At 73.2% G+C, this 19,285-nt stretch carries 15 protein-coding genes; 10 read left to right on the top strand and 5 right to left on the bottom strand.

Annotated features, from left to right (window positions below):
- Positions 1-14: 14 nt before the first annotated feature.
- From FRAQA3DRAFT_RS05665 to FRAQA3DRAFT_RS31265, 5 genes are all read left to right on the top strand, one after another.
- Positions 15-1,214 carry a cation diffusion facilitator family transporter gene (locus FRAQA3DRAFT_RS05665; RefSeq protein WP_009738105.1) on the top strand — a complete coding sequence of 400 codons (1,200 nt, stop codon included), beginning with the start codon at positions 15-17 and terminating at the stop codon, positions 1,212-1,214.
- A 22-nt stretch (positions 1,215-1,236) separates the two neighbouring features.
- Positions 1,237-2,784, top strand: a complete 1,548-nt coding sequence (locus FRAQA3DRAFT_RS05670; RefSeq protein ID WP_157467122.1) for a WD40 repeat domain-containing protein — start codon at positions 1,237-1,239, stop codon at positions 2,782-2,784.
- A 67-nt stretch (positions 2,785-2,851) separates the two neighbouring features.
- Positions 2,852-3,784, top strand: a complete 933-nt coding sequence (locus FRAQA3DRAFT_RS05675) for a hypothetical protein (RefSeq protein WP_157467125.1) — start codon at positions 2,852-2,854, stop codon at positions 3,782-3,784.
- Positions 3,785-3,833: 49 nt separating this feature from the next.
- On the top strand, positions 3,834-4,895 hold the full coding sequence (locus tag FRAQA3DRAFT_RS05680; RefSeq protein ID WP_035920614.1) for a hypothetical protein: 1,062 nt from the start codon (positions 3,834-3,836) through the stop codon (positions 4,893-4,895).
- 82 nt (positions 4,896-4,977) lie between these two features.
- Positions 4,978-6,261, top strand: a complete 1,284-nt coding sequence (locus FRAQA3DRAFT_RS31265; protein WP_009738109.1) for a hypothetical protein — start codon at positions 4,978-4,980, stop codon at positions 6,259-6,261.
- Positions 6,262-6,281: 20 nt separating this feature from the next.
- On the opposite strand, the gene FRAQA3DRAFT_RS05690 is transcribed toward FRAQA3DRAFT_RS31265, so the two are convergent.
- The 3 genes from FRAQA3DRAFT_RS05690 to FRAQA3DRAFT_RS05700 form a co-directional block, all read right to left on the bottom strand.
- On the bottom strand, positions 6,282-8,786 hold the full coding sequence (locus tag FRAQA3DRAFT_RS05690) for a GTPase (RefSeq protein ID WP_009738110.1): 2,505 nt from the start codon (positions 8,784-8,786) through the stop codon (positions 6,282-6,284).
- Positions 8,787-9,073: 287 nt separating this feature from the next.
- Positions 9,074-10,810, bottom strand: coding sequence for a serine/threonine-protein kinase (locus tag FRAQA3DRAFT_RS05695; protein WP_009738111.1), 1,737 nt, complete (start codon positions 10,808-10,810; stop codon positions 9,074-9,076).
- A gap of 182 nt (positions 10,811-10,992) precedes the next feature.
- Positions 10,993-11,649 (bottom strand): TetR/AcrR family transcriptional regulator, encoded by a 657-nt coding sequence (locus tag FRAQA3DRAFT_RS05700; protein WP_009738112.1) that lies wholly within the window; start codon positions 11,647-11,649, stop codon positions 10,993-10,995.
- Between the two features lie 220 nt (positions 11,650-11,869).
- On the opposite strand from FRAQA3DRAFT_RS05700, the gene FRAQA3DRAFT_RS05705 reads away from it, so the two are divergent.
- The 4 genes from FRAQA3DRAFT_RS05705 (at position 11,870) to FRAQA3DRAFT_RS05720 (ending at position 16,141) form a co-directional block, all read left to right on the top strand.
- Entirely contained in the window at positions 11,870-13,423 is a 1,554-nt protein-coding gene (locus FRAQA3DRAFT_RS05705) for an MFS transporter (protein ID WP_009738113.1), read from the top strand.
- Positions 13,424-13,601: 178 nt separating this feature from the next.
- Complete coding sequence (locus FRAQA3DRAFT_RS05710; protein ID WP_157467129.1) at positions 13,602-14,822, top strand: GlxA family transcriptional regulator; 1,221 nt, start codon at positions 13,602-13,604, stop codon at positions 14,820-14,822.
- Positions 14,783-15,382, top strand: a complete 600-nt coding sequence (locus FRAQA3DRAFT_RS05715; protein WP_009738115.1) for an HD domain-containing protein — start codon at positions 14,783-14,785, stop codon at positions 15,380-15,382. Before FRAQA3DRAFT_RS05710 ends, FRAQA3DRAFT_RS05715 begins: the two co-directional genes overlap by 40 nt.
- A gap of 150 nt (positions 15,383-15,532) precedes the next feature.
- Entirely contained in the window at positions 15,533-16,141 is a 609-nt protein-coding gene (locus FRAQA3DRAFT_RS05720; RefSeq protein WP_009738116.1) for a hypothetical protein, read from the top strand.
- Between the two features lie 667 nt (positions 16,142-16,808).
- Here FRAQA3DRAFT_RS05720 and FRAQA3DRAFT_RS05725 read toward each other — a convergent pair.
- Positions 16,809-17,924 (bottom strand): acyl-CoA dehydrogenase, encoded by a 1,116-nt coding sequence (locus FRAQA3DRAFT_RS05725; protein WP_009738117.1) that lies wholly within the window; start codon positions 17,922-17,924, stop codon positions 16,809-16,811.
- On the bottom strand, positions 17,924-18,181 hold the full coding sequence (locus FRAQA3DRAFT_RS34600) for a hypothetical protein (RefSeq protein ID WP_157467132.1): 258 nt from the start codon (positions 18,179-18,181) through the stop codon (positions 17,924-17,926). The genes FRAQA3DRAFT_RS05725 and FRAQA3DRAFT_RS34600 overlap by 1 nt, the downstream gene beginning before the upstream one ends.
- Positions 18,182-18,491: 310 nt before the next feature.
- Between FRAQA3DRAFT_RS34600 and FRAQA3DRAFT_RS05730 the strand changes: the two genes are divergently transcribed.
- Positions 18,492-19,124 (top strand): alpha-ketoglutarate-dependent dioxygenase AlkB, encoded by a 633-nt coding sequence (locus tag FRAQA3DRAFT_RS05730; RefSeq protein WP_009738118.1) that lies wholly within the window; start codon positions 18,492-18,494, stop codon positions 19,122-19,124.
- The last annotated feature ends 161 nt before the right edge of the window (positions 19,125-19,285 follow it).

The raw sequence follows: 19,285 nt of genomic DNA on the forward strand, positions 1-19,285 counted from the left end.
CTAAGGACGAAGGCATGCCTGCTGACACGGATGACGCGCCCGCCGCCGCCTCGCCTGTCCCAGCCCCGAAAGCGCCGGCCCCGAAAGCGCCGGCTCCAAAAGCGCCGGCGTCGAAAGCGCCGGCGTCGACATCGGTGCCGGCGGCAGCCGAGGAGTGTGAACCGGCGGCCGAGAGCCTGTCGACGCCGCCCGCCCCGACGGAGCTGCCGCCGGAGGCGCAGGACGCGATCCCGCTGCAGCAGGACGGCGGTGCCGACAAGAGCGAAAGCGGCCTCACCGTCGCCATCGCCTTCGTGGCGAACCTGGTCATCGCGATCGCGAAGACGGGGGCGGCCCTGCTCACCGGCTCCGCCTCGATGGTCGCCGAGGCCGCCCACTCCTGGGCTGACACCGGCAACGAGGTCTTCCTGGTGCTGGCGAACCGCCGCTCGCGCCGCCCGCCGGAGCCGGGCCATCCGCTCGGGTTCGGCCGCGAGGCCTACGTCTGGGCGCTGTTCGCGGCCATGGGGCTGTTCGTCGCCGGGGGCGCGGTCTCCATCACCCACGGGGTGCAGGAACTGTTCGCGGGCGACTCCGGCGGCGACTACCTGATCGGCTACATCGTGCTGGCGGTGTCGTTCCTGCTGGAGGGGACCTCGTTCCTGCAGTCGGTGCGCCAGGCCAGGCTCGAGGCCGAGTCGATGAACCGGGACGTCATCGAGCATGTGGTGGAGACGTCCGACCCGACGCTGCGCGCGGTCTTCGCCGAGGACTCGGCGGCGCTCGTCGGGGTGGTGATCGCGGCGCTCGGCCTGGCGCTGCACCAGATCACCGGCGTGGCGGCTTTCGACGCGCTCGGCTCGATCCTGGTCGGGGTGCTGCTCGGTGTGGTCGCCATCGTGCTCATCAGCCGCAACCGCCGGTTCCTCATCGGGCAGGAGGCCGACCCGCAGGTGCGGGAGGCGACGCTGCGGGCCCTGCTGGCGCTGCCCGAGGTCGACCGGGTCACCCGGCTGCGCCTGGAGGTCGTCGGCCCGAGGATGATCACCGTGGTCGGCGACGTGGACCTGATCGGCGACGACATCGAGCCCAACGTCGCGATGCGCCTGCGCGGGGTGGAGGCCAAGCTGTCCGCCTCGCCCGCCGTCGTCGACGCCGTGCTCAGCCTCTCCGCCCCCGACGAGCCCTCCCTCACTCCCGACGACGCCCCCGACGACGGCCCCGCCACGTCCTGACGGATCCGCGCAGGTGCGGCTCGTGGTTCCTGTCCCGAAGGTGATGCCCGACAGCGGCCGGCTCATCACGGCCGCCCGCGACGGCATAGTCCGGGTCTGGGACCCGGACACCGACAGCGACCAGCCGGTGTCCGAGTTCGAGGCGTGGCCGCAGGGCGTCGTGGCCTGCGCGGTGTCGGCCGACGGCAGTCGACTGGCCGCGGTCGGGCCGGCCGAGACGGTCGTGTGGCGGGTGGACGACGGGAGTCGGCTCACCCAACTGGCGGCGAAGCGGGTGCACCACTGCGCGTTCTCGCCCGACGGCCGCCACCTGATGTTGGTCGGCGCGGACGGGTCGGTCCGCCGGTGGGATCTCGCGGCCGGCCCGGTGGACCCGGCTCGGCACACCAGGACGATCGCGAGCGGGACCGGGCCGGTGTATGCCTGCGCGTTCTCCCCGGAAGGTGCGATGTTCGTGACCGCGGGTCAGGACACGCTGGTCCGGCTGTGGAACCCCCACGCCGTACCGGGCCGGCCGGTCGTCCTGCACGGGCACCGCGAGCCGGTCGCCGCGTGCGCGTTCGCGCCCACCGGTGAGTTGCTGACCGGTGGCAGCGACGGCGACGTGCGGGTCTGGGCGGTTCCGCGCGACGTGATGGCGCGTGCTTCGACGCGGTCGGCCCACATCGGCTGGGTGAACTGCTGCGCCTACGCCGCCGACGGTCGTGCGCTGGTGGTCGGCGCCGAGAACGGCACGACCTTCGTCCGTTCCGCCCCCGCCGGCAGGGGAGGCGGCGCGGGCTGGGGTGGCGACGCCCGGCGGGAGTTCCCGGCGGAGCTGGCCGCCGGTGGGCCCGCCGCGGTGAGGGCGTGCGCGACGGGACCGGGGAGCCTGTTCGCCACGGCGGGCATGGGGCACGTGGTGCGGGTGTGGGACGCCGCGGCGGGTCCCCAGCCCGTGCACCGGCTCGAGGCGTCCGGGATCAGCGATCTGACCGGCTGCGCGATCTCGCCCGACGGGCGTCACGTCGCGGCGGTGGGCAACGACGTCGACGTCCGGCTGTGGGCGATCGGCGCGGGCCGCGACGACGGGCCGCAGCGGTTGCGCGGCCACACCGACGCGGTGCGTACCTGCGCGTTCGACGCACGCGGCACCCTGTTGGCCACCGGGGGCAACGATCACGTGGTCCGGCTGTGGAAGGTGCCGAGCGGACAGTCGCACATGATGTTGTCCGGGCATCGGGGAACCGTCTCGGCCTGCGCTTTCTCGCCCGACGGGGACGTACTGGTGACCGGGGGGTTCGATCATTCGATCATGGTGTGGGACCTGCTTCGGCAATCCTCTTACGAGCTTACGGACCACGACGACCTCGTCACCGGAGTCGCCTTCGCGCCCGACGGGCGCCGCTTCGCGAGCGTCGGGCGGGATCGGCGGATCATGGTCTGGCAGGCCGCCGACCCGGCGGCGCCGTACCGGATCTGCGATCTGCCGGTCGCGGAACCGCTGGCCGGCGTGGCGTGGGGCGCGGATAACCGGATAGCGGCCGTCGGTCATGGGGGTGTCTACGAGTTCGAGCTGGTCGAGAACTGAGCTATCGTGGATTCGCCGCCGTCGGCGGTCAGCATCGGGGGGCTGCGCAAGGCACATGAAGATAGTCATGCTGGGCCATTCCAATGCGGGGAAGACGACGTATCTCACCGCGGCCTACTATGCGATGCAGCACGACCCGAGAATCTTTCAGATCAGCGCGGGACGAAGAGACCACCGCCGATTGATGAGAAGCGGGCGCGTGCTGGCCGCCGGCCGCGGGTATCCGCCCCCCTCGGATGCCAGATCCGTCCACGAGTTCGTGGCCAGTCGCGACGGCATCGACCCGGTCGAGATCAGCTGGATCGACCATCGCGGCGGCGCGGCCGTGGCGAAGACGGCCGACGGCCAGGCCCGGCGGCTCCAGGAGGATCTGTCCGCCGCCGACGCGGTGCTCCTGTTCGGTGACGCGGAGCGGCTCGTCGGTCACACCCATTCCCAACGTGAGATCGACACCCTGGTCCCCATGCTGCTACGCGCCTTTGGGGATCGGGGCGGGAGCTCCACCATCCCGTTCGCGGTCCTGATCACGAAGGTGGACGCGCTCGGCGATGCGCTCGACGAACTGCGGCCGGCGCTGCACCGTCCCTTCACGGCGCTGATGGACGGGGTGCGGCGGGCCGAGTGGGCCGTTGCCCGGTCGTTCGAGGTCGCCTGCGGTCCGTCCGCGCGGAATGTCGTCGAACCCCTGTTATGGATCATGCAGGCGGTGATCGACGACCGCATCGATACGCATTACACCGGCCTTGACGCCTCGCTTGCGACGATGCGTACGAAAGTGGCCGAGGACAAGGTGTCGGCCCGCTTCCGGGCTCATGTGAACGGGGTGCCGACGGGGCAGGCCATCGTTCGGGGCGAGTTGGAGAAGGCCATCGGCGCGCTGGCCGCGCTGCGACCGCTGCATACGGTCGCGCGCGAACTCGCGGCCGCCCTCGCGCATCTCGGGGCCGTGGAGCCCGACGGCGCGCCGGAAGGCGGGCAGCACCAGGCAGTTCCTTCGTGAGGCGTCTCTTGTGGACGCCGTGGCGCGTGCGGGAAAGAACGGTGATGACGTGGAGATTCCGACGGTCAAGGTGACGATGCTCGGGACCACGGGCTCGGGCAAGTCGACGTTCATGCTCGGCATGTACGCGACCCTGTCCGCGGGCCTGCGGGGCTATTTCGTCTACGCCCAGGACCAGGACGACCACATCGATCTGACCGACGCGTGGGACCGGCTTCTCGACGACGGCCTGTTGCCGCCGCCCACGACGGAGGAGCGTTCCCGCCGCTACGAGTTCGTCTTCACCCAGGGTTTCGACACCCTGCTCAACATCGACTGGCTCGATTACCGCGGGGGTGCCCTGACGGACCGTAAGACCGCGCGGGACACCGCCGAACTACAGCAGCGGCTGGGGCAGTCCGACAGCGTCTATCTGGTGCTGGACGGCAATGCGGTCGGCCGGTGGGTGCGGTCCATCGTCGAGGGCGAGGGCGATAACCCGAGCCTGCGGCTGGAGCGGATCCAGCGCGAGCTCAAGGTCCAGGACATGACCGCGCAGCTCAACCGGTGCGTGGGCGAACGCCGCAAAGCTGGGCTCCCGGCACCGTCGGTCGTCGCGCTGATCACCAAGATGGACACCCTGCCGGTGACCAGTGGGCTGGACCGGATCGATGCGATCAACCTCGCCGTGGAACACCTGCCCGAGCTGCTGCCGGTCGTGACCTCCGGCCTCACGACGCTGGTGAGCCCCGTCCAACTCGGGGAGTTCGGGACCGAACATCACGACACGGTCGACACCCAGCGCGTCAACCCGACGCATCTGCACAAACCTTTCGTGTTCACGCTGATGCAGTATCTGTGGTCGGGAATCGAGGACAACGAGACCGAACTGGAGAATCTTGCCGCCGCCGACGTGGCCGCCGCCACCGAGCTGGAGCGGCTGCGTTCCGGAGTCGTCCGCAGCCTGCGTAACCGCGGCCGCATCAACAGCCTGCAGAGTGAGAAACAGCGGCGTCGGTCAGCGGCCGAGTCGCGGCGCTCGACGGTAAACTTGATGAACAGCCGGGTGCAGCAGCTTCGCGACGAGCTGATGAACCTTCCCATCTACCGGAACGGCAAGCTGGCGCCATGACGTGCACCCCGGTGGGCCGCCGGCCGGCCGTGGCCGGCCATCTGCGCGGTGATGTGCCCCGCAGGACCGGGGGAGGTGGGGCGTGAGCGAGTTCGCGTTCGAGTGGTCCCCGGTCGTCTACGGGCGCACGGTCCGCGCCGACAACTGGTGGCGCGCGGTGCCGGTGGGCGCGGATCACCATGGCTGGCTGTCGGCCGTGGTCAGTTGCGCCGTCGCCGGCGGTGAGCATCTGCAGGACGGGCCGCGGTTTCTGCTGGCCCGCCTACGCGGCCGCTGGGTGGTGGGTCTCGCCTGCCGGGCGGCCGAGCTCAGCGAGTCGATGAACTCCGACGGGCAGCGGCCGTTGTTCTGCTTCGTCGGCTGGGCCGCGCCCGAGGACGCCGTCGTCGGGCCGCCGGGCCTGGCCGCGTTCGAGGAACACTGGCGGGTGTGGGCCGGCGAGATCTACGAGCACTGGCTCGGCCGCGACTGGAACACCCATCCGAGCCTGGTCCGCGAGCCGCATGACAGCGAGCCGGTCGCCGCGCCGTGGGCACCCACCGTGGCCGTATCGGAGCCGGTCGCCGAGACGCCGGAGCGGAGCCCGTCGGCGCGCGGCGTCGAGGTGCCGGTGTCCGATGGGCCCGCCGTCGACGTGCCGGTGTCCGACGGGCCGGCCGTCGACGTGCCGGCCGTCGAGGTGCCGGCCGTCGAGGTGCCGGCCGTCGAGGTGCCGGCCGCGGACGGGCCGGTGGCCGCTGTACCGCCGCGGGATTCGGCGGTGGTGCCCGAGCCCGTAGCGCGGGAGCCCGGCGAGAACGGTCGGCGGCGGGCGGAACCGGACTCGGCTGGCCCGCCGCGGCACGAGGAATTCCCGCCCGAACGCGCCCTCGGGCGGGCGGAGCCATCCCCGCGTGGTGGCGATCCCACGCGGGTGCACCCGATGATCGTGGTGTGCCCAACGGGCGAGCGGGCGGCGCTCTGGGAGGAGTTGCTCGCCGAGACAGAGCCGTTTGTCCTGGTGGTGGGATGGTCGCGGCTGCGCTCGGCGTACCTGCCCGGCGTGACGCACGTGAGCGCCGACGACGTCGTGGGCCGTGGCGCCGTCGACGTCCCGAAGGACTGGTTCGGGCCGCCCGCGATGGCCCGGCCCGAGCCGCCGCCCGCCCGCCCCGACGATGCCTCGGACCCCGACGATGCCTCGGACCCCGACGAGGCGGTCACCGCCCGGCGCGGGCATACGTCCCGCGGCGTCCACTGGGACGAGGGCCGGGACGACGGCGGGGATGAGGGTGGGGATGAGGGCTGGGAGGCGCAGCCGCCGCACGCGGGGAGGCGTAAGCGCCTGAAGGGATGGGTCGGCAAACCCTTCCGCGGCATCCTCTGACCGGTTCTCGGCGGCCGAGGTCAGGCGCCCGCGTCGGTGTGGAGACGACGGGCGCCGGCGAGGGCGACGATCCGGGCCGCCGCCGTGCCCGTGGTGAGGGCCTGTTCGTCGACCCGGGTGAGTTCCGCGATCAGGGCCGCACCGCCGCCGTCGAACATCGCCGGCCAGATCTGTCGCTGCACCGGGCGGGTGAGCCGCTCGTAGTGCCACTCGACCTCGTTGGTCTGGGACACCTGGACGAAGAAGCGGTCGGCGGCGGCGGCGAGGATGCTGGCGGTGGTGCGTGCCTCGTGCAGCAGCGCCTGTTCCAGCTCGTCGATGCGGCGGTGCAGGATCGTGGTGAGCTCCTCGTAGAGCCGCCGGGTGCCCCGCTGGGCCTGTTGGCGTTCGGTACCGCCGAAGTCGAGGTCGCGATCGGAGGCGGGGCCCGTGGGACCGTCCGGTCCGTCGGAACGGCTCCGGCTGCGGCGCGGCGGGGCGGCGGCGGCACGCCGCGGCTGACGCCCGGTGACCGGCGGGTCGTCCTGGTAGCGACGCCCGGCCGCCGGGGGCGTCGGGGCGGTCGCGCTCGCGCTCTCTCCGACGTTGACCAACAGGATGTCGTCGGCGTCCCAGTGGATGCGGCGCACGATGGGCTGCGCGACCCGCAGGACGATACTGCCGAAGTTGATCCGCAGGTCGAGCAGTTCGGTCAGCGCGGCGGCGATGATCGGCGCGTCGTGGTCGGACGCCGTCCCGCGCAGGGCGCGCAGCGGTTCGTCGGCGGCGGTGCCCCCCGCCGACGGCGGAACCAGTCCTTCGGTGAGCCGTTCCCGCAGCAGATCGGCGACCTCGACCCACAGGCGTTCGACGGACTGGCTGAGGGACAGGTCGATCCGGCCGAAGACCCGGCTGGCCTCCGAGCGCAGCCGGTAGTACTCGTCCTGCTTGGCGTCCAGGGCCCCGGCGGCGTAGGCGCGTTCCGTCGCCGTCGTCCACGCCTCCCGGCTGCCGCGGCCGAGGCCGGCGTCGACGTACGCGCGCATCGTCTGCGCCGCCTCGGTGATGCCGCGTTCGAGGTCCTCGATCGGCCGGTCGTCCTGGACGAGCTCGTCGTAGCGCGCGAGCAGCGCCGTCAGATCGAGCGCGATCGTGTTGCGCAGGTCGATGGCGAGCCGGCGGAAGGCGTCCTGCTCGTTCGGCAGCTGGCTGCGCCAGCCCCGCACCCGCTGCTGTACCTCCTGTGTGAGCGCCTGGACGTCGCGTCCGACCTGCTCGACGGTCTGCAGCACCCGGGTGACCGCGGCCCGGTCCATCTCGGCGAGCCGCGCCGCGAGATGGGCCAGGGCCGGCTCCATCAGCCCGGTGACGACCTGCCCGGGATCGGCGACGTCGGGCGCGAGCACCCTGATGCCACGCTTGGCGGTCTCCGTCGTGATCCGCTGTATCGCGTTGTCGAACAGGGCCTGCGGCAGGTGCGCGGAGTCGCGGTTGACGACGACGAACACGAAGTCGTCCAGGCCGACCCCGCCCCGGGCGGCGTCGGCCAGCCGGATCGTCTGCCAGTCCTCCTCGGTGACGAACGCCGAGGCGACCGTGGGCCGCTTGACCATGAGCAGGAGGTCGACCTCGTTGCGGATCCCCTGCAGGAACTGGCGCTCGACGTCGAGCCCGGCCTCACCGCGGCCCGGCAGGTCCACCAGTCCGACGTCCGACACGTCGAGGTTGGGGAAGGCCTGCTCGATCCGGACCCCGCGTACCGCATGGTAGGGCCGGTAGTCGGGATCGTGCACCCCCTCGACGGGGTAGGCCACGAAGGGCCGCAGCCGGCTGAGCGACACGTCCAGTTCACCGCCGCGCAGCAGCGGCTCGTAGCTGGCGAACGACGACCGGGCCGCGATCAGGCGGGTGAGGAACTTCTGCACGTCCGCCCGGGCGTCGGGATCCTCGGGGACGTGCGGATAGTGGGTCTGGGCGAACTGCCCGCGGGTCGAGGGAGCGGGTCCGAGGCCGGCGGCGGCGTGCAGCGGAGCCAGGTAGCCGTCGCGGAAGGACTCCCACGTGTGCAGGGACAGCGTCGCCGAGGACGGCCCGCTGCGATGGTAGATCCGGCTGGACGTGGCCGTTGTCGGATCGTTCTCGGTCGACGGGATGACGTCGTCCGGCAGACCCGTGATCGTCCGCAGCAGCGTGCTCTTGCCGGCCTTCGTCATGCCGACCACGCCGAGATTCACCGTGTCGCGATGGACCCGCTGGACCACCGCCTCGACATCGGCCTGCGCGTCGGCGGCCCGCCGGGCGAGCTCGGCGATCCGCCGCCTGCCCTCGGCGCTGCCGAACTCCGACAGCGCGTCGCTGACCCGTCGCTGCTCCTCGCTCGGCCGCTCGAGTGATCTGAGTGCCTGGCTGGCCGCGGCGATACCGCTGTCAAGATCTGCCAGGCCGCTGGAGAGCTGCGTCCACAGGTCCGCGAGCTCGGTCACGAAGGCCCGCTGACTGCGCCGGCCTTCGAGGGCCGCCGCGATCCGTCGCTGCACATCCGACATGGCGGAGCCTCCCGATGTGTCCCCCGATGCGGCACATGCGGACCGGCCCCCGTACCGCCACTGTCACGATCATATCGCGCGCAGTGGGCAGGGCGGCACATCCCTCGCGCAGGCGCCGGTTCTGCGCGTCCCGCCCCCGCAGACCCGGCCATCCCGCCGGGACGCCGCGTTCAGCCGTGCTCGGCGCCCGACGAGCCCTCCCTCACCTCCGGCGGCGCCCCCGCCGCCTCCTGACGGCCAACCGCCCTCGGGACGTCAACGACGACCGACGACCATCGGGCTGACCGTCACCACCCGGGCCCGGGGCCTGCGGGCCCGGGGCGGCGAGGCTCCTGCCCGGAGGCGGCGCTGACCGCGGCGCTGACCGCGGCGAGCTCGGCGGAGACGCGCCCCGCGGGCCGGCCCCGCAGCAGTCCCATGTCCATCACGACCTCGCAGCCCAGCACCGGGTTGTACCAGGCGAACCGGTAGCGCCCCTTCGGGTTCCTGCGGGCCGGCCGCGGCAGCCCGGCGGCCCATGGCGCGGTGGGCCGCGCCGGCCAGACCGCCAGCACCTCCCGGCGGCCCAGCCGGATGACGTCGGCGCGGGCGACCTCCGGCCAGGCGCGTTCGTACCGCTGCCCGCCGACCTCCGCGCGCAGCCCGTACCGGCCGATCGTCAGCCTCGGGGGCCGTAGGCCGAAGCGGAGACGCCACCAGCCCGGGAACAGCGCGGCGACACCGACGACCGCGCCCACGCTCGCGCCCACGCTCTCGTCGGACAGATCGCTGAAGCTCATGGCCCGATAGGTGACCAGGATGTTGATGAAGACGATCATCGCCGCACCCACCAGGACGGCGCCGATGCCGACCAGCAGCAAGCCGGCCAGCAGGAATCTCCGCCGCTGACCCGGGAAGACGACGCTGTCGACCGCGGGGTGGCGGGGGGCGTGAACCGGCGCGCGGTCCACCGCCGCGGCCTCGGCGTCCCAGGCCCGCCTCGGCGGCGGGGGCGCGGGAGTAGGCGGCGGAGGTGTGGGAGTAGGTGTCGGCGGCGGCGGGGGTGTCGGCGGGGGCGGGACGTACGTGGCGGCCATGACCCGGGTCGGCGACCGGGGGGCGTCCGGGGTCGCCCACCGGGCGGGCGGGTCCGAACGCGTCGGCGGCAGGTGCTCGCCGATCTCGGCGGTGCGCTGCGCCACCAGCCTGGTGACCGCCGGCGGCCAGGTCTCGGTCGCGACCTCCACCCCGTCGGCGAACCAGCGCAGCAGCATGCCGGGGTCGGGCCGCTCGGCCGGGTCCTTCGCCAGGCAGGACCGCAGCGCGTCGCCCAGATCGGCCGGGACCCCGGTCAGGTCCGGGGAGCCGTGCACCACCCGGAACAGCATCGCGGCCGGGTTGCCCTGGCCGAACGGGCCGCGCCCGGTCGCGGCGAAGACGAGCACGGCGGCGGCGGAGAAGACGTCGGCTGCCGGCCCGGCGGCACCACCGGCGGCCTGCTCCGGCGACATGTACGCGGCGGTGCCGAGGACGTCGCCCGCCCGCGTCAGCTCCGTGTGGTCGACGGCCCGGGCGATGCCGAAGTCGATCAGGCGCGGTCCGTCGGCGGCGAGCAGGACGTTGCTCGGCTTCACATCCCGGTGGACGACACCGGCCCGGTGCACGGCGACGATCGCCTCCAGCACGCCGGCCCCCAGCCGACGCAGCACGGCCGGCCCGAAGGGCCCGCAGCGCGTCACCGCCTCGTGCAGCGACGGGCCGGGCACGTACAGGGTGGCGAGCCACGGCGTCGCCGCGTCCGGGTCGGCGTCCACGACCGGGGCGGTGAACGCCCCGCTGACCAGCTTCGCCGCCGCGACCTCCCGCCGGAAACGGTCCCGGAACCCGCCGTCCCCGGCCAGCTCCGGCCGGACCACCTTGACGGCCATCAGTCGACCGGAGGGCGAATGGGCCAGGAACACCCGCCCCATGCCGCCCTCACCGATGCGGGCACGCAGGTTGTAGGGGCCGATCGTCGACGGATCCCCCGGTTCAAGATTCTGCATCGACGCGTCCGTCCGCAGAACTCATCACACTCCGTCATGGGATAAGGGCGGGGTCATGGGCAATAATGGGCCCGGCTGAGGAGCTTCGTGCCGAGACGATTCCCGCCGGTCATGAACAAACTAGTGCAGAGTGGAAGACTTCGGGACATCGCCCGGGTACGCCCGGCGGGTAGGCGTCCCGGTCAGCCGTGCTCGGCGCCCGCGGACCTGGTCGTCAGCGGCAGGACGATCTGGTCGACGACCGAGGCGACGAACTCGTCGGGCACGACGGGCTCGCGGATCAGCGAGTACTGCACGAGCATGGCGGGGCCGCTGGCGGCCACCAGTTCGCCGGCGGCCTCGGGCCGGATCTCGCCGCGCTCGGCTGCCCGGCGCAGCACCTCTCCGATGAGCTGGATGCACGGCTGGACCACGTGGCTGATGATCGTCTGGCGGACGACGGGACGATCGCAGCCCGCCTCGGCCGACACGAGCTGGAACGCGGTGCCGCGGGTGGAGCTGAACGACGCCTGCACGCAGCGCAGCAGCGCGTGGATGTCCGCGCGCACATCGCCGGTCAGCGGTATGTCGCCCGGCGAGGGCAGCCGGTGCCGCAGCGCATCGGCGATCATGTCTTCCTTGGTGGACCAGCGGCGGTAGAGCACGGTCTTGCTGGTCCCGGCGGCGGCCGCGACCCGGTCCATCGTCAGGTTGGCGTAGCCGACGGTCCGGAGCTGATCGAACACCGCATCGAAGATCGCTCGCAGCAGCGCGTCGCCGCGGCGGCGGGTGGCGACCGCGCCGGCGCGGGCGGCGGGATTCGCCTGCGCCCGCTGCGCGTCGACGGGAACGACGCCCACGATCGCTCGCCTCCCGTCCGCCGGTTCGCCCGTCCCACCGGCCGGCCGGATCGCCTCGACGGTGCGACCCCCAGGCGGCGGATCGCCGGCCTGTCCCTGAGCGTACCCGCGCAGGGCGCTGCCGGTCGGCGCGGAGATGGGTGATCGGTCGGCGGCGCTCTGCTACCCTCGGAATTGGATACGGATTCGTATCTTAGAGAGTGCTGGTCGGGAGGCCGTCATGTCCTCGTCGTCGCCGGAGAAGACCGCTGCCGAGCCGCCGCCCCAGGAGGCGAGGCGCGCCCGGATCGCGCTGGTCACGATCGTGACCTGCCAGCTGATGCTCGTTCTCGACATCACGATCGTGAACGTCGCCCTGCCGAGGATCCGGGAGACCCTCGGCTTCTCCGCCACCGACCTCGCGTGGGTGATCAACGCGTACACGCTGGCCTACGGCGGCCTGCTCCTGCTCGGCGGGCGGGCCGGTGACCTGCTGGGACGCCGCGCGACGCTGCTCGGCGGGATCGCGGTGTTCACGATCGCCTCGCTGCTCGGCGGGCTGTCCACCGAGCCGTGGATGCTCATCGCCGCCCGCGTTGGGCAGGGTGTCGGGGCAGCGTGCGCGTCGCCGAACGCGTTGGCGCTCATCGCCGCCAACTTCCCGCCGGGCCCCGCGCGCACCCGGGCGATGGGCGCCTGGGCGGCGGTGGCCGGCGTCGGCGGCTCGATCGGGCTGATCGCCGGCGGCATGCTCACCACCTGGCTGTCCTGGCGGTGGGTCATGTTCATCAACGTGCCGTTCGGGCTCGTCATCCTGCTGCTCGCCCCGCGGTACCTGCGCACGCCGCCGCGTCGCGAGGGCCGCTTCGACGCGGCCGGGGCGCTGAGCTCCGTCGTCGGGCTCGCCTCCCTGGTTTACGGGTTCATCCGAGCCTCCTCGGACGGCTGGGGCGACGGACGGACCCTCGGCGCCTTCGTGCTCGCCGTCGTCGCGCTCGCGGTGTTCGCGGGCGTCGAGTCGCGGGCCGCGCAGCCGGTCGTCCCCCTGCGGCTGGTCGCCGAGGCCAGCCGCGCGCGGACCTACCTCCTCCTGCTGCTGCTGACCGGAAGCATGCTGAGCATGTTCTTCTTCGGCACGCAGGTCCTCCAGGAGGTCCTCGGCCTCAGCGCGCTGCGCGCGGGGCTTGCGTTCCTCCCGCTGTCCCTGGGGATCCTGGTGTCGGCCTCGCGGGCGTCGAAACTGCTGCCCAAGGTGGGTCCGAAGCCGCTCATGCTCGTCGGTGCCGCGCTGAGCACCGGGGCCATGCTGTGGCTGGCGCAAGTCTCGGTGACCAGCAGCTACACCTCGGTCGTACTCGGGCCGCTGCTCATGTTCGGCGCCGGTCTGGGCCTGCTGTTCGTGCCGCTGAGCGTGAGCCTCGTCGCGGGCGTTCCCGCCGAGCACTCCGGGGCCGCCGCAAGCATGATGGTCACGACCCAGCAGGTCGGCGGGTCGCTGGGACTGGCCGTCCTCGTCACCGTCTTCGGCAGCGCCGCCCGGCACGCGCGCGGCGACGCGCCGGCCGGTCTCGCCCCCGGCGAGCTGGCGAGGTACGCGCTGGCCCACGGGGTGGCCGAGGCGTTCACCGTCGGCGCGATCTTCGTCGCGGTCATCTTCCTCATCGTGCTGCTGACCCGTCCGATCCCGGTCGGGGACGCACCGCGGCCGCCCGGCCCCGACGCCGCCCCGGGGGCGGGTGCGGCGGCGTTCGACCGAGGCCGGCAGGACGACGCCGACGCCCCCCTGGGCACCTGACGGTCCGCAAGTCGGTCGGCGGGGTCGTTGGCGGGGTCCCGAGACACCTGACGGTCCGGCGGCGTCGCGCGCCGACCACCGGCACGGGCCCCCGCCGGACCGGTGGTCGCACCGCTGGCCGGATCTGACAGAGACGTGTCATTGCGGCCATGGTCTACCCGCGGCGATGCTGCGCTGTATGGCTCCCCGGCGTGTCGTGATCGTGGCCTTCGACGGCGTCCAGCTCCTGGACGTCACCGGCCCGGCGGACGTGTTCGCGACGGCGTCGCGCGTGCTGCAGGCGCGTGCGGTCGAGGGCGGCGGCACGGGACCGGACAGCACGGCTCCGAAGCACGGCGTGGATCCGAAGCACGGCGTGGATCCGAAGCACGGCGCGGATCCGAAGCACGGCGCGGATTTGGTACGCGGCGTGGATCCGGTGTGCGGCGTGGATCCGGCGTACGTCGTCGAGATCGCCGCGCCGCGGCCGGGGGAGATCCGCACGGCGAGCGGGGTGCGCCTGGTGGCGGACGTGGCGCTCGCCGACGTGGCGGGCACCGCCGACACGGTGCTCGTGCCGGGGGCGCTGGGAGCGCGCCCGGATGCGGGCCCCGTCGTCGTGCCGGAGATCGTCGACTGGCTGCGCGCGGTCGGCGGGCGCCCACACCGGATCGCCTCGGTCTGCGCGGGCGCCCACATGCTCGCCGCGGCCGGCCTTCTCGACGGCCGGCCCGCCACCACGCACTGGTTCACCGCGGGCCGGCTGGCGGCCGAGTTCCCCGCGGTCGCCGTCGACCCGGATCCGATCTTCATCCGCTCCGGGCGCGTCTGGACCTGCGCGGGGGTCAGCTCCGGGATGGACCTCGCGCTGGCGATGGTCGCCGACGACTGCGGGGATGACCTCGCGCTCGCCACGGCGCGCTGGCTGGTCATGTACCTGCGGCGCCCGGGCGGCCAGAGCCAGTTCAGCGTGCCGCTCGCCCACCCGGCGCCGACCCGCGACGACATCGGGGAGCTGCATCGCTGGATCGCCGACCATCTGGCCGCCGACCTCTCCGTCGCCGCCCTCGCCCGGCGCGTCGGCATGAGTGAACGGCACTTCTCCCGGGTGTTCACCGCGCAGGCCGGCGTCACGCCCGCCGCCTACGTCGAGTCCGTCCGCATCGAGGCGGCCCGCCGCATGCTCGAACAGACCGGACACACCGTGGAGGCCGTCGCGCAGCGCTGCGGTTTCGGCTCCCCGGAGACCTTCTACCGCGTCTTCCGACGCGACCTCGCCCTGACCCCGACCGACTACCGGCGGCGGTTCCGCCTGCCCGCCGACGCGGGAACCGGGGCCGGGGCCAATGCCGATCAGCCTCCTCCGGAAAGGGGAAACCCATGGGCACCGCCGCCCTCACCCGTCCCGACACCGCGCTGACCCGGGCCGCCGAAGACCTGCTGGTCGCCTCCTCCCCGCCGGCCCTGGTCGCCCACTGCTACCGCAGCTACTTCTTCGGTTCGGCGCTGCTGGGCAAGGCCGGGCGCGACCACGACGCCCACGCGCTGTTCCTCGCCGCGGCCCTGCACGATCTCGGGCTCACCGCGGCCTGGGACGACCCGGCGCAGCCGTTCGAGGTGCGCGGCGCCGAGGTGGCCCAGGAGCATCTGCTCCGCTGGGGCGCGGACGTCGAGCTGGCCGGGATGGTCCGCGACGCGATCGCGGGGCATCTCGACCCCGCCACCGCCGGCGATCGGCGGCCCGAGGTCGCCGGGCTGATCCTCGGTGCGCTCGTGGACGTGCTGGGGGTGGGCCTGGCGGACGTGCCGACCGCGCTCGTCGACGAGGTGCTGACGGCGTATCCGCGAGCGGGCTTCACCGCGTTCATCATCGACGTCCTGCGGGCCGAGGCGGCCGCGAAACCGGCGTCGACGATCGCCGCGCACGTCCGCAACCTGGATTTCCTCGGCCTCGTCGCCGCCGCCCCGTTCACGGACTGACCCTTGGGTGAACTTGACCCTGGGTGAATTTGACCCTGGGTGAACTACGGCGCCCGCCCGGACGTGATGCCGACGAGGGCGCGGGACGCGGCAGGAGAGGCAGGGCATGCGAGCGGTGGACGCCGGTGCGTCGGCAGGGTCGGGCGGCTGATGGGCAGACGGCCGGCCCGAGCCGGTGCCTCGTCGCCCGACCGCGTGCCACGCGGGCTGGACCCGGCGGTTGTCGACGTCGTCTCCGTCCCCGCCGGGTTGTGGGCGCGGGCTGCGGGCCTGGCGCCTCCCGCGCCCGACGACCCGGCCCTGCACGCCTTACCGCCGCAGTCGGGGGCGGTCACCGTGATCGTCGGTGCGCCCGGTGAGCCGGTGCCGGACATCGCGGCCGTCGCGGAGCTGCTGCTCGACGCCCCGACCGCCGAGCTGACCGACGGGCTGCTCACCGCGCTGGGCCGACTCGCGGATGCCCTGCCCGCCTCGGCTCGGGTCCGGCTGCGGGTGGTGCTCCCGGCGGGCACCCCGGGCGGGCAGGCACTGCGCCTGCGCTGGGCGGTGCCCGCGCCGCAGCAGGTTCGGCCCGGCGTGTCGAAGACCGAATCGGCGGATGCCGGCCGGCGGATGAACGGCCGGCGGATGAACGGCCGGGTACGGACGGAACCGCCGAAGAACCGCCGGCCCTGCCCGCGGCCGGCGTTCCCGTGCGTCCGCCCCTGGTTCCGGCCACGCTCCTCGCGGTTACCGGCCAGGGCCGGCTGCAACTGGTGAGACCTTCTTCGGTGGTAGCCGGACGACCGCCGGGAAGGTGACGTGCGAAGATGCGCGTCGCCGTTGTGGACGTGGAACGATTGGCACGTGGACCACGCGAGTTCGGCGCTGACCCGCCGACTGATCGGAGCTTCCCTGCGCAGCCGCCCGGCGAGGTGATGGTGCGTGGGGGAGGGCCCCACACGGCCGGCCGGCTGAGCACGATGGTCTCCGGCGGCGCCCCCTGCAGGTCGGTGACCGTCCGCGCGGCGTCGCCGAGCTGGCGCTCGTACCCCAGGGCCGCGCGGTCGGGCTCCAGCGCGGCCCGGCGTACGGCCGCCTCCCCGGTCAGCAGGCGGCCGTCCGGGCCGGCGTAGACCACGGCGGGAGTGATGACGCTGCGGCTGCCCAGGTTCACCATCCAGGTGTGGCCCCAGCGGCCGAGCTCCGCCGAGACGGGATGCCCGACCGCCACCGCGGTGAAGGTGGTCCCGAGATCCACACCGAGCCCGTACCTCACCGTGCCCGACTCCCGCAACAGGTGGTCCGTGATGGCATGATTCCTCCATCTTCGCCCTGCGAGGGTAAGAGGGCGACGACCGTCCGTGGACGGTGTTGTCCTGCTTTTCACCGCGACGACGCCCGGATGTTCAGATGCCCGGACGGCCGGCCGGTCGAGGGACCGGCGTCATCCTCCGCTGTGGGGGCGGACCAGGTGTTCGGTGAAGTGCAGGGCGGCCGGCTCGAACTGCAGCACGATGTGCTTGGCCCCGGCGTGCACGTCGCGCCACACCCGCTGCAGGGGGTCGCTCTGGGCCTCCCCCCGCACGCCGCTGCCGTTGTGCAGGGCGTCGACGGCGCTGGTGAGCAGGGCCGCGCAGAGGGCGCTGTCGCGGTGGCTGCGGGCGATCAGCGCCGGGGTGAACTCGTCGTGGTCGGCGCTGCGGGCCACCCGGGCCAGCAGCAGCTCCGCCGCGTCGATCTCCCCGGCGGCGCGGGCGAGGGCGATGCGCGCCGAGTCCCGCACGGCGCGTCCCTCGGCGGACGCCTGGGTCAGCGACTCCTCGACGATCCGAAGTGCGCCGCGGGCCGCGCCGAGGATCGGGCAGCCGAAGGTCAGGCCGTTCACCGCGAACAGCGGCGCGAACCGCCGGGGCCCCGCGACCGGCTCGGGGCGCCCGGCGAGCAGCTCCGCGCGCGGAAACGACCGGCGGGAGGGGACGAACACCTCCTCCAGCGTCAACGACTGACTGCCGGTGGCGCGCATGCCCAGGGTGAACCAGGTGTCGGTGATGGTGTAGTCCGATCTCGGCACGACGAAGAAGCGTCCCTCGTCGACGCCCGGGACGACCGGCCCCAGCACGATCGCCCAGTCGGAGAACTCCACCCCGCTGACGAACGACCAGGTGCCGGAGACCAGCCAGCCGCCGTCGACCTCGGCCGCGGTGCCCTGGGGGACGACGGCAGCCACCAGCCGGGCGTCCGGGCCCTTCTCCCACACCTCGGCCTGCCCCTGCGGCGGCAGGAAACCCGCGAACCGCGCCGAGCCGGCCAGCAGTCCCGCCACCCAGGCGGCGGACGCGCAGCCCTCCCCGACGGTGGTCACCGCCTCGGCGAGTTCGCGGTAGCTGCGCGGCTCGCCGCCGAATTCCGGCGGGGTGAACCATCGGCCGAACCCGGCGTCGACGAGCGCGTCGACCACCTCCGGCCGCAGCCGCCGCTCGGCGTCGCCCGCAGCCGCATGCCGGCCGGCGAGTGTGCCGGCCGCCCGGACCGTGGTCGACGTCTCTGGCGCCTCTGACATCACTTCTCTCCTTCTTGGTCGCGCTCGACCGTTTCCCTGGACTGCTCGGTTTCCCTGGACTGCTCGGCTTTCCTGGACTGCTCGGCTTTCCTGGACTGCTCGGTTTCCCTGGACTGCTCGGCTTTCCTGGACTGCTCGGTTTCCCTGGACCGCTCGGCCGGACGAAGGGTTACCACCCGGGTGGCAGGGCTGGTCGGCGCTTGTCTCGACGGCTTCGGCTTCCGTGGGGACAGGTCGCCGGAACCTCTCTTTTCCATGGCCGATTCCGAGGTGGGACCGTGCATCGTGGTGCGCACGCCGGACGGGCGTCGACGCGTCGGTCTCCCGGGGGCGGAACAGGCCGACGCCACCCCCGGATAGGCGTGGCAGGTCAACTTCGAACGGTAGCTGCTGTGACGCAAATACGCCCGAGACTGGCAACAAATGACTTCTCGTCGATGCGGTCTTGACGCACCGACCGACCGGCTGACTGGCCGGGGGCGGCGGGGCCGCGCGACCCGCCACCTGGGCGGGGATGGTCGGCGGACGCCCCCTGGCACTCGAACGGATGTTTGATATCGTCGAGCCGTGGAGCTTGCGCCGTTCCAGGCGTCGCTGCTCGATGCCGCGGCGTCGGTCGAGGTCGGTCCGCTCGCGGGGGCCGTGCGCCGGCGCGCGCTGTCGGCGGGTGCGTGGCTGGACCTGCGCCCCCGCTGGATCGAGGGGGCGGACGCCCTGTTCGAGCGGCTGCGTGACGAGGTCCCCTGGCGGGCCGAGCGGCGCTCCATGTACGAGCGGATGGTCGAGGTCCCGCGGCTGCTGGCCTTCTACGGCGACGGCGAGGCGCTGCCCGACCCGGCGCTGGCCGCGGCGCGGGGCGCGCTCGACGAGCACTACGCGGCCGAGTTGGGGGAGCGGTTCGTCACCGCGGGGCTGTGCCTGTACCGCGACGGCCGCGACAGCGTCGCCTGGCACGGCGACCGGATCGGGCGCGGCGACCGGCAGGACACGATGGTGGCGATCGTCGTGCTGGGCTGCCCCCGGCCGCTGCTGCTGCGCCCGCGGGGCGGTGGCCCGGCGCTGCGCTTCGAGCTCGGCCACGGCGACCTGGTCGTCATGGGGGGTAGCTGCCAGCGCACCTGGGATCACGCCGTGCCCAAGTCGGCGCGCCCGGTGGGTCCGCGGATCAGCGTCCAGTTCCGCCCGCGCGACGTGCGCTGAGCGCCGCCGTCGAGAGCGGCCCGGCCGCGCCGACGGCCGGCCGGGATCCCGAGCGGATGCGGGGCACCAGTCAACCTTCCGTGGGCGGCAGATGTTCCCGGTCCGCTCGCATTCGTGACCGAGAAAACGCGGGCGGATCGCGTTGTTGACAGATCAGTCCA

It is taken from the genome of Frankia sp. QA3 (assembly GCF_000262465.1).
Lineage (GTDB): Bacteria > Actinomycetota > Actinomycetes > Frankiales > Frankiaceae > Frankia.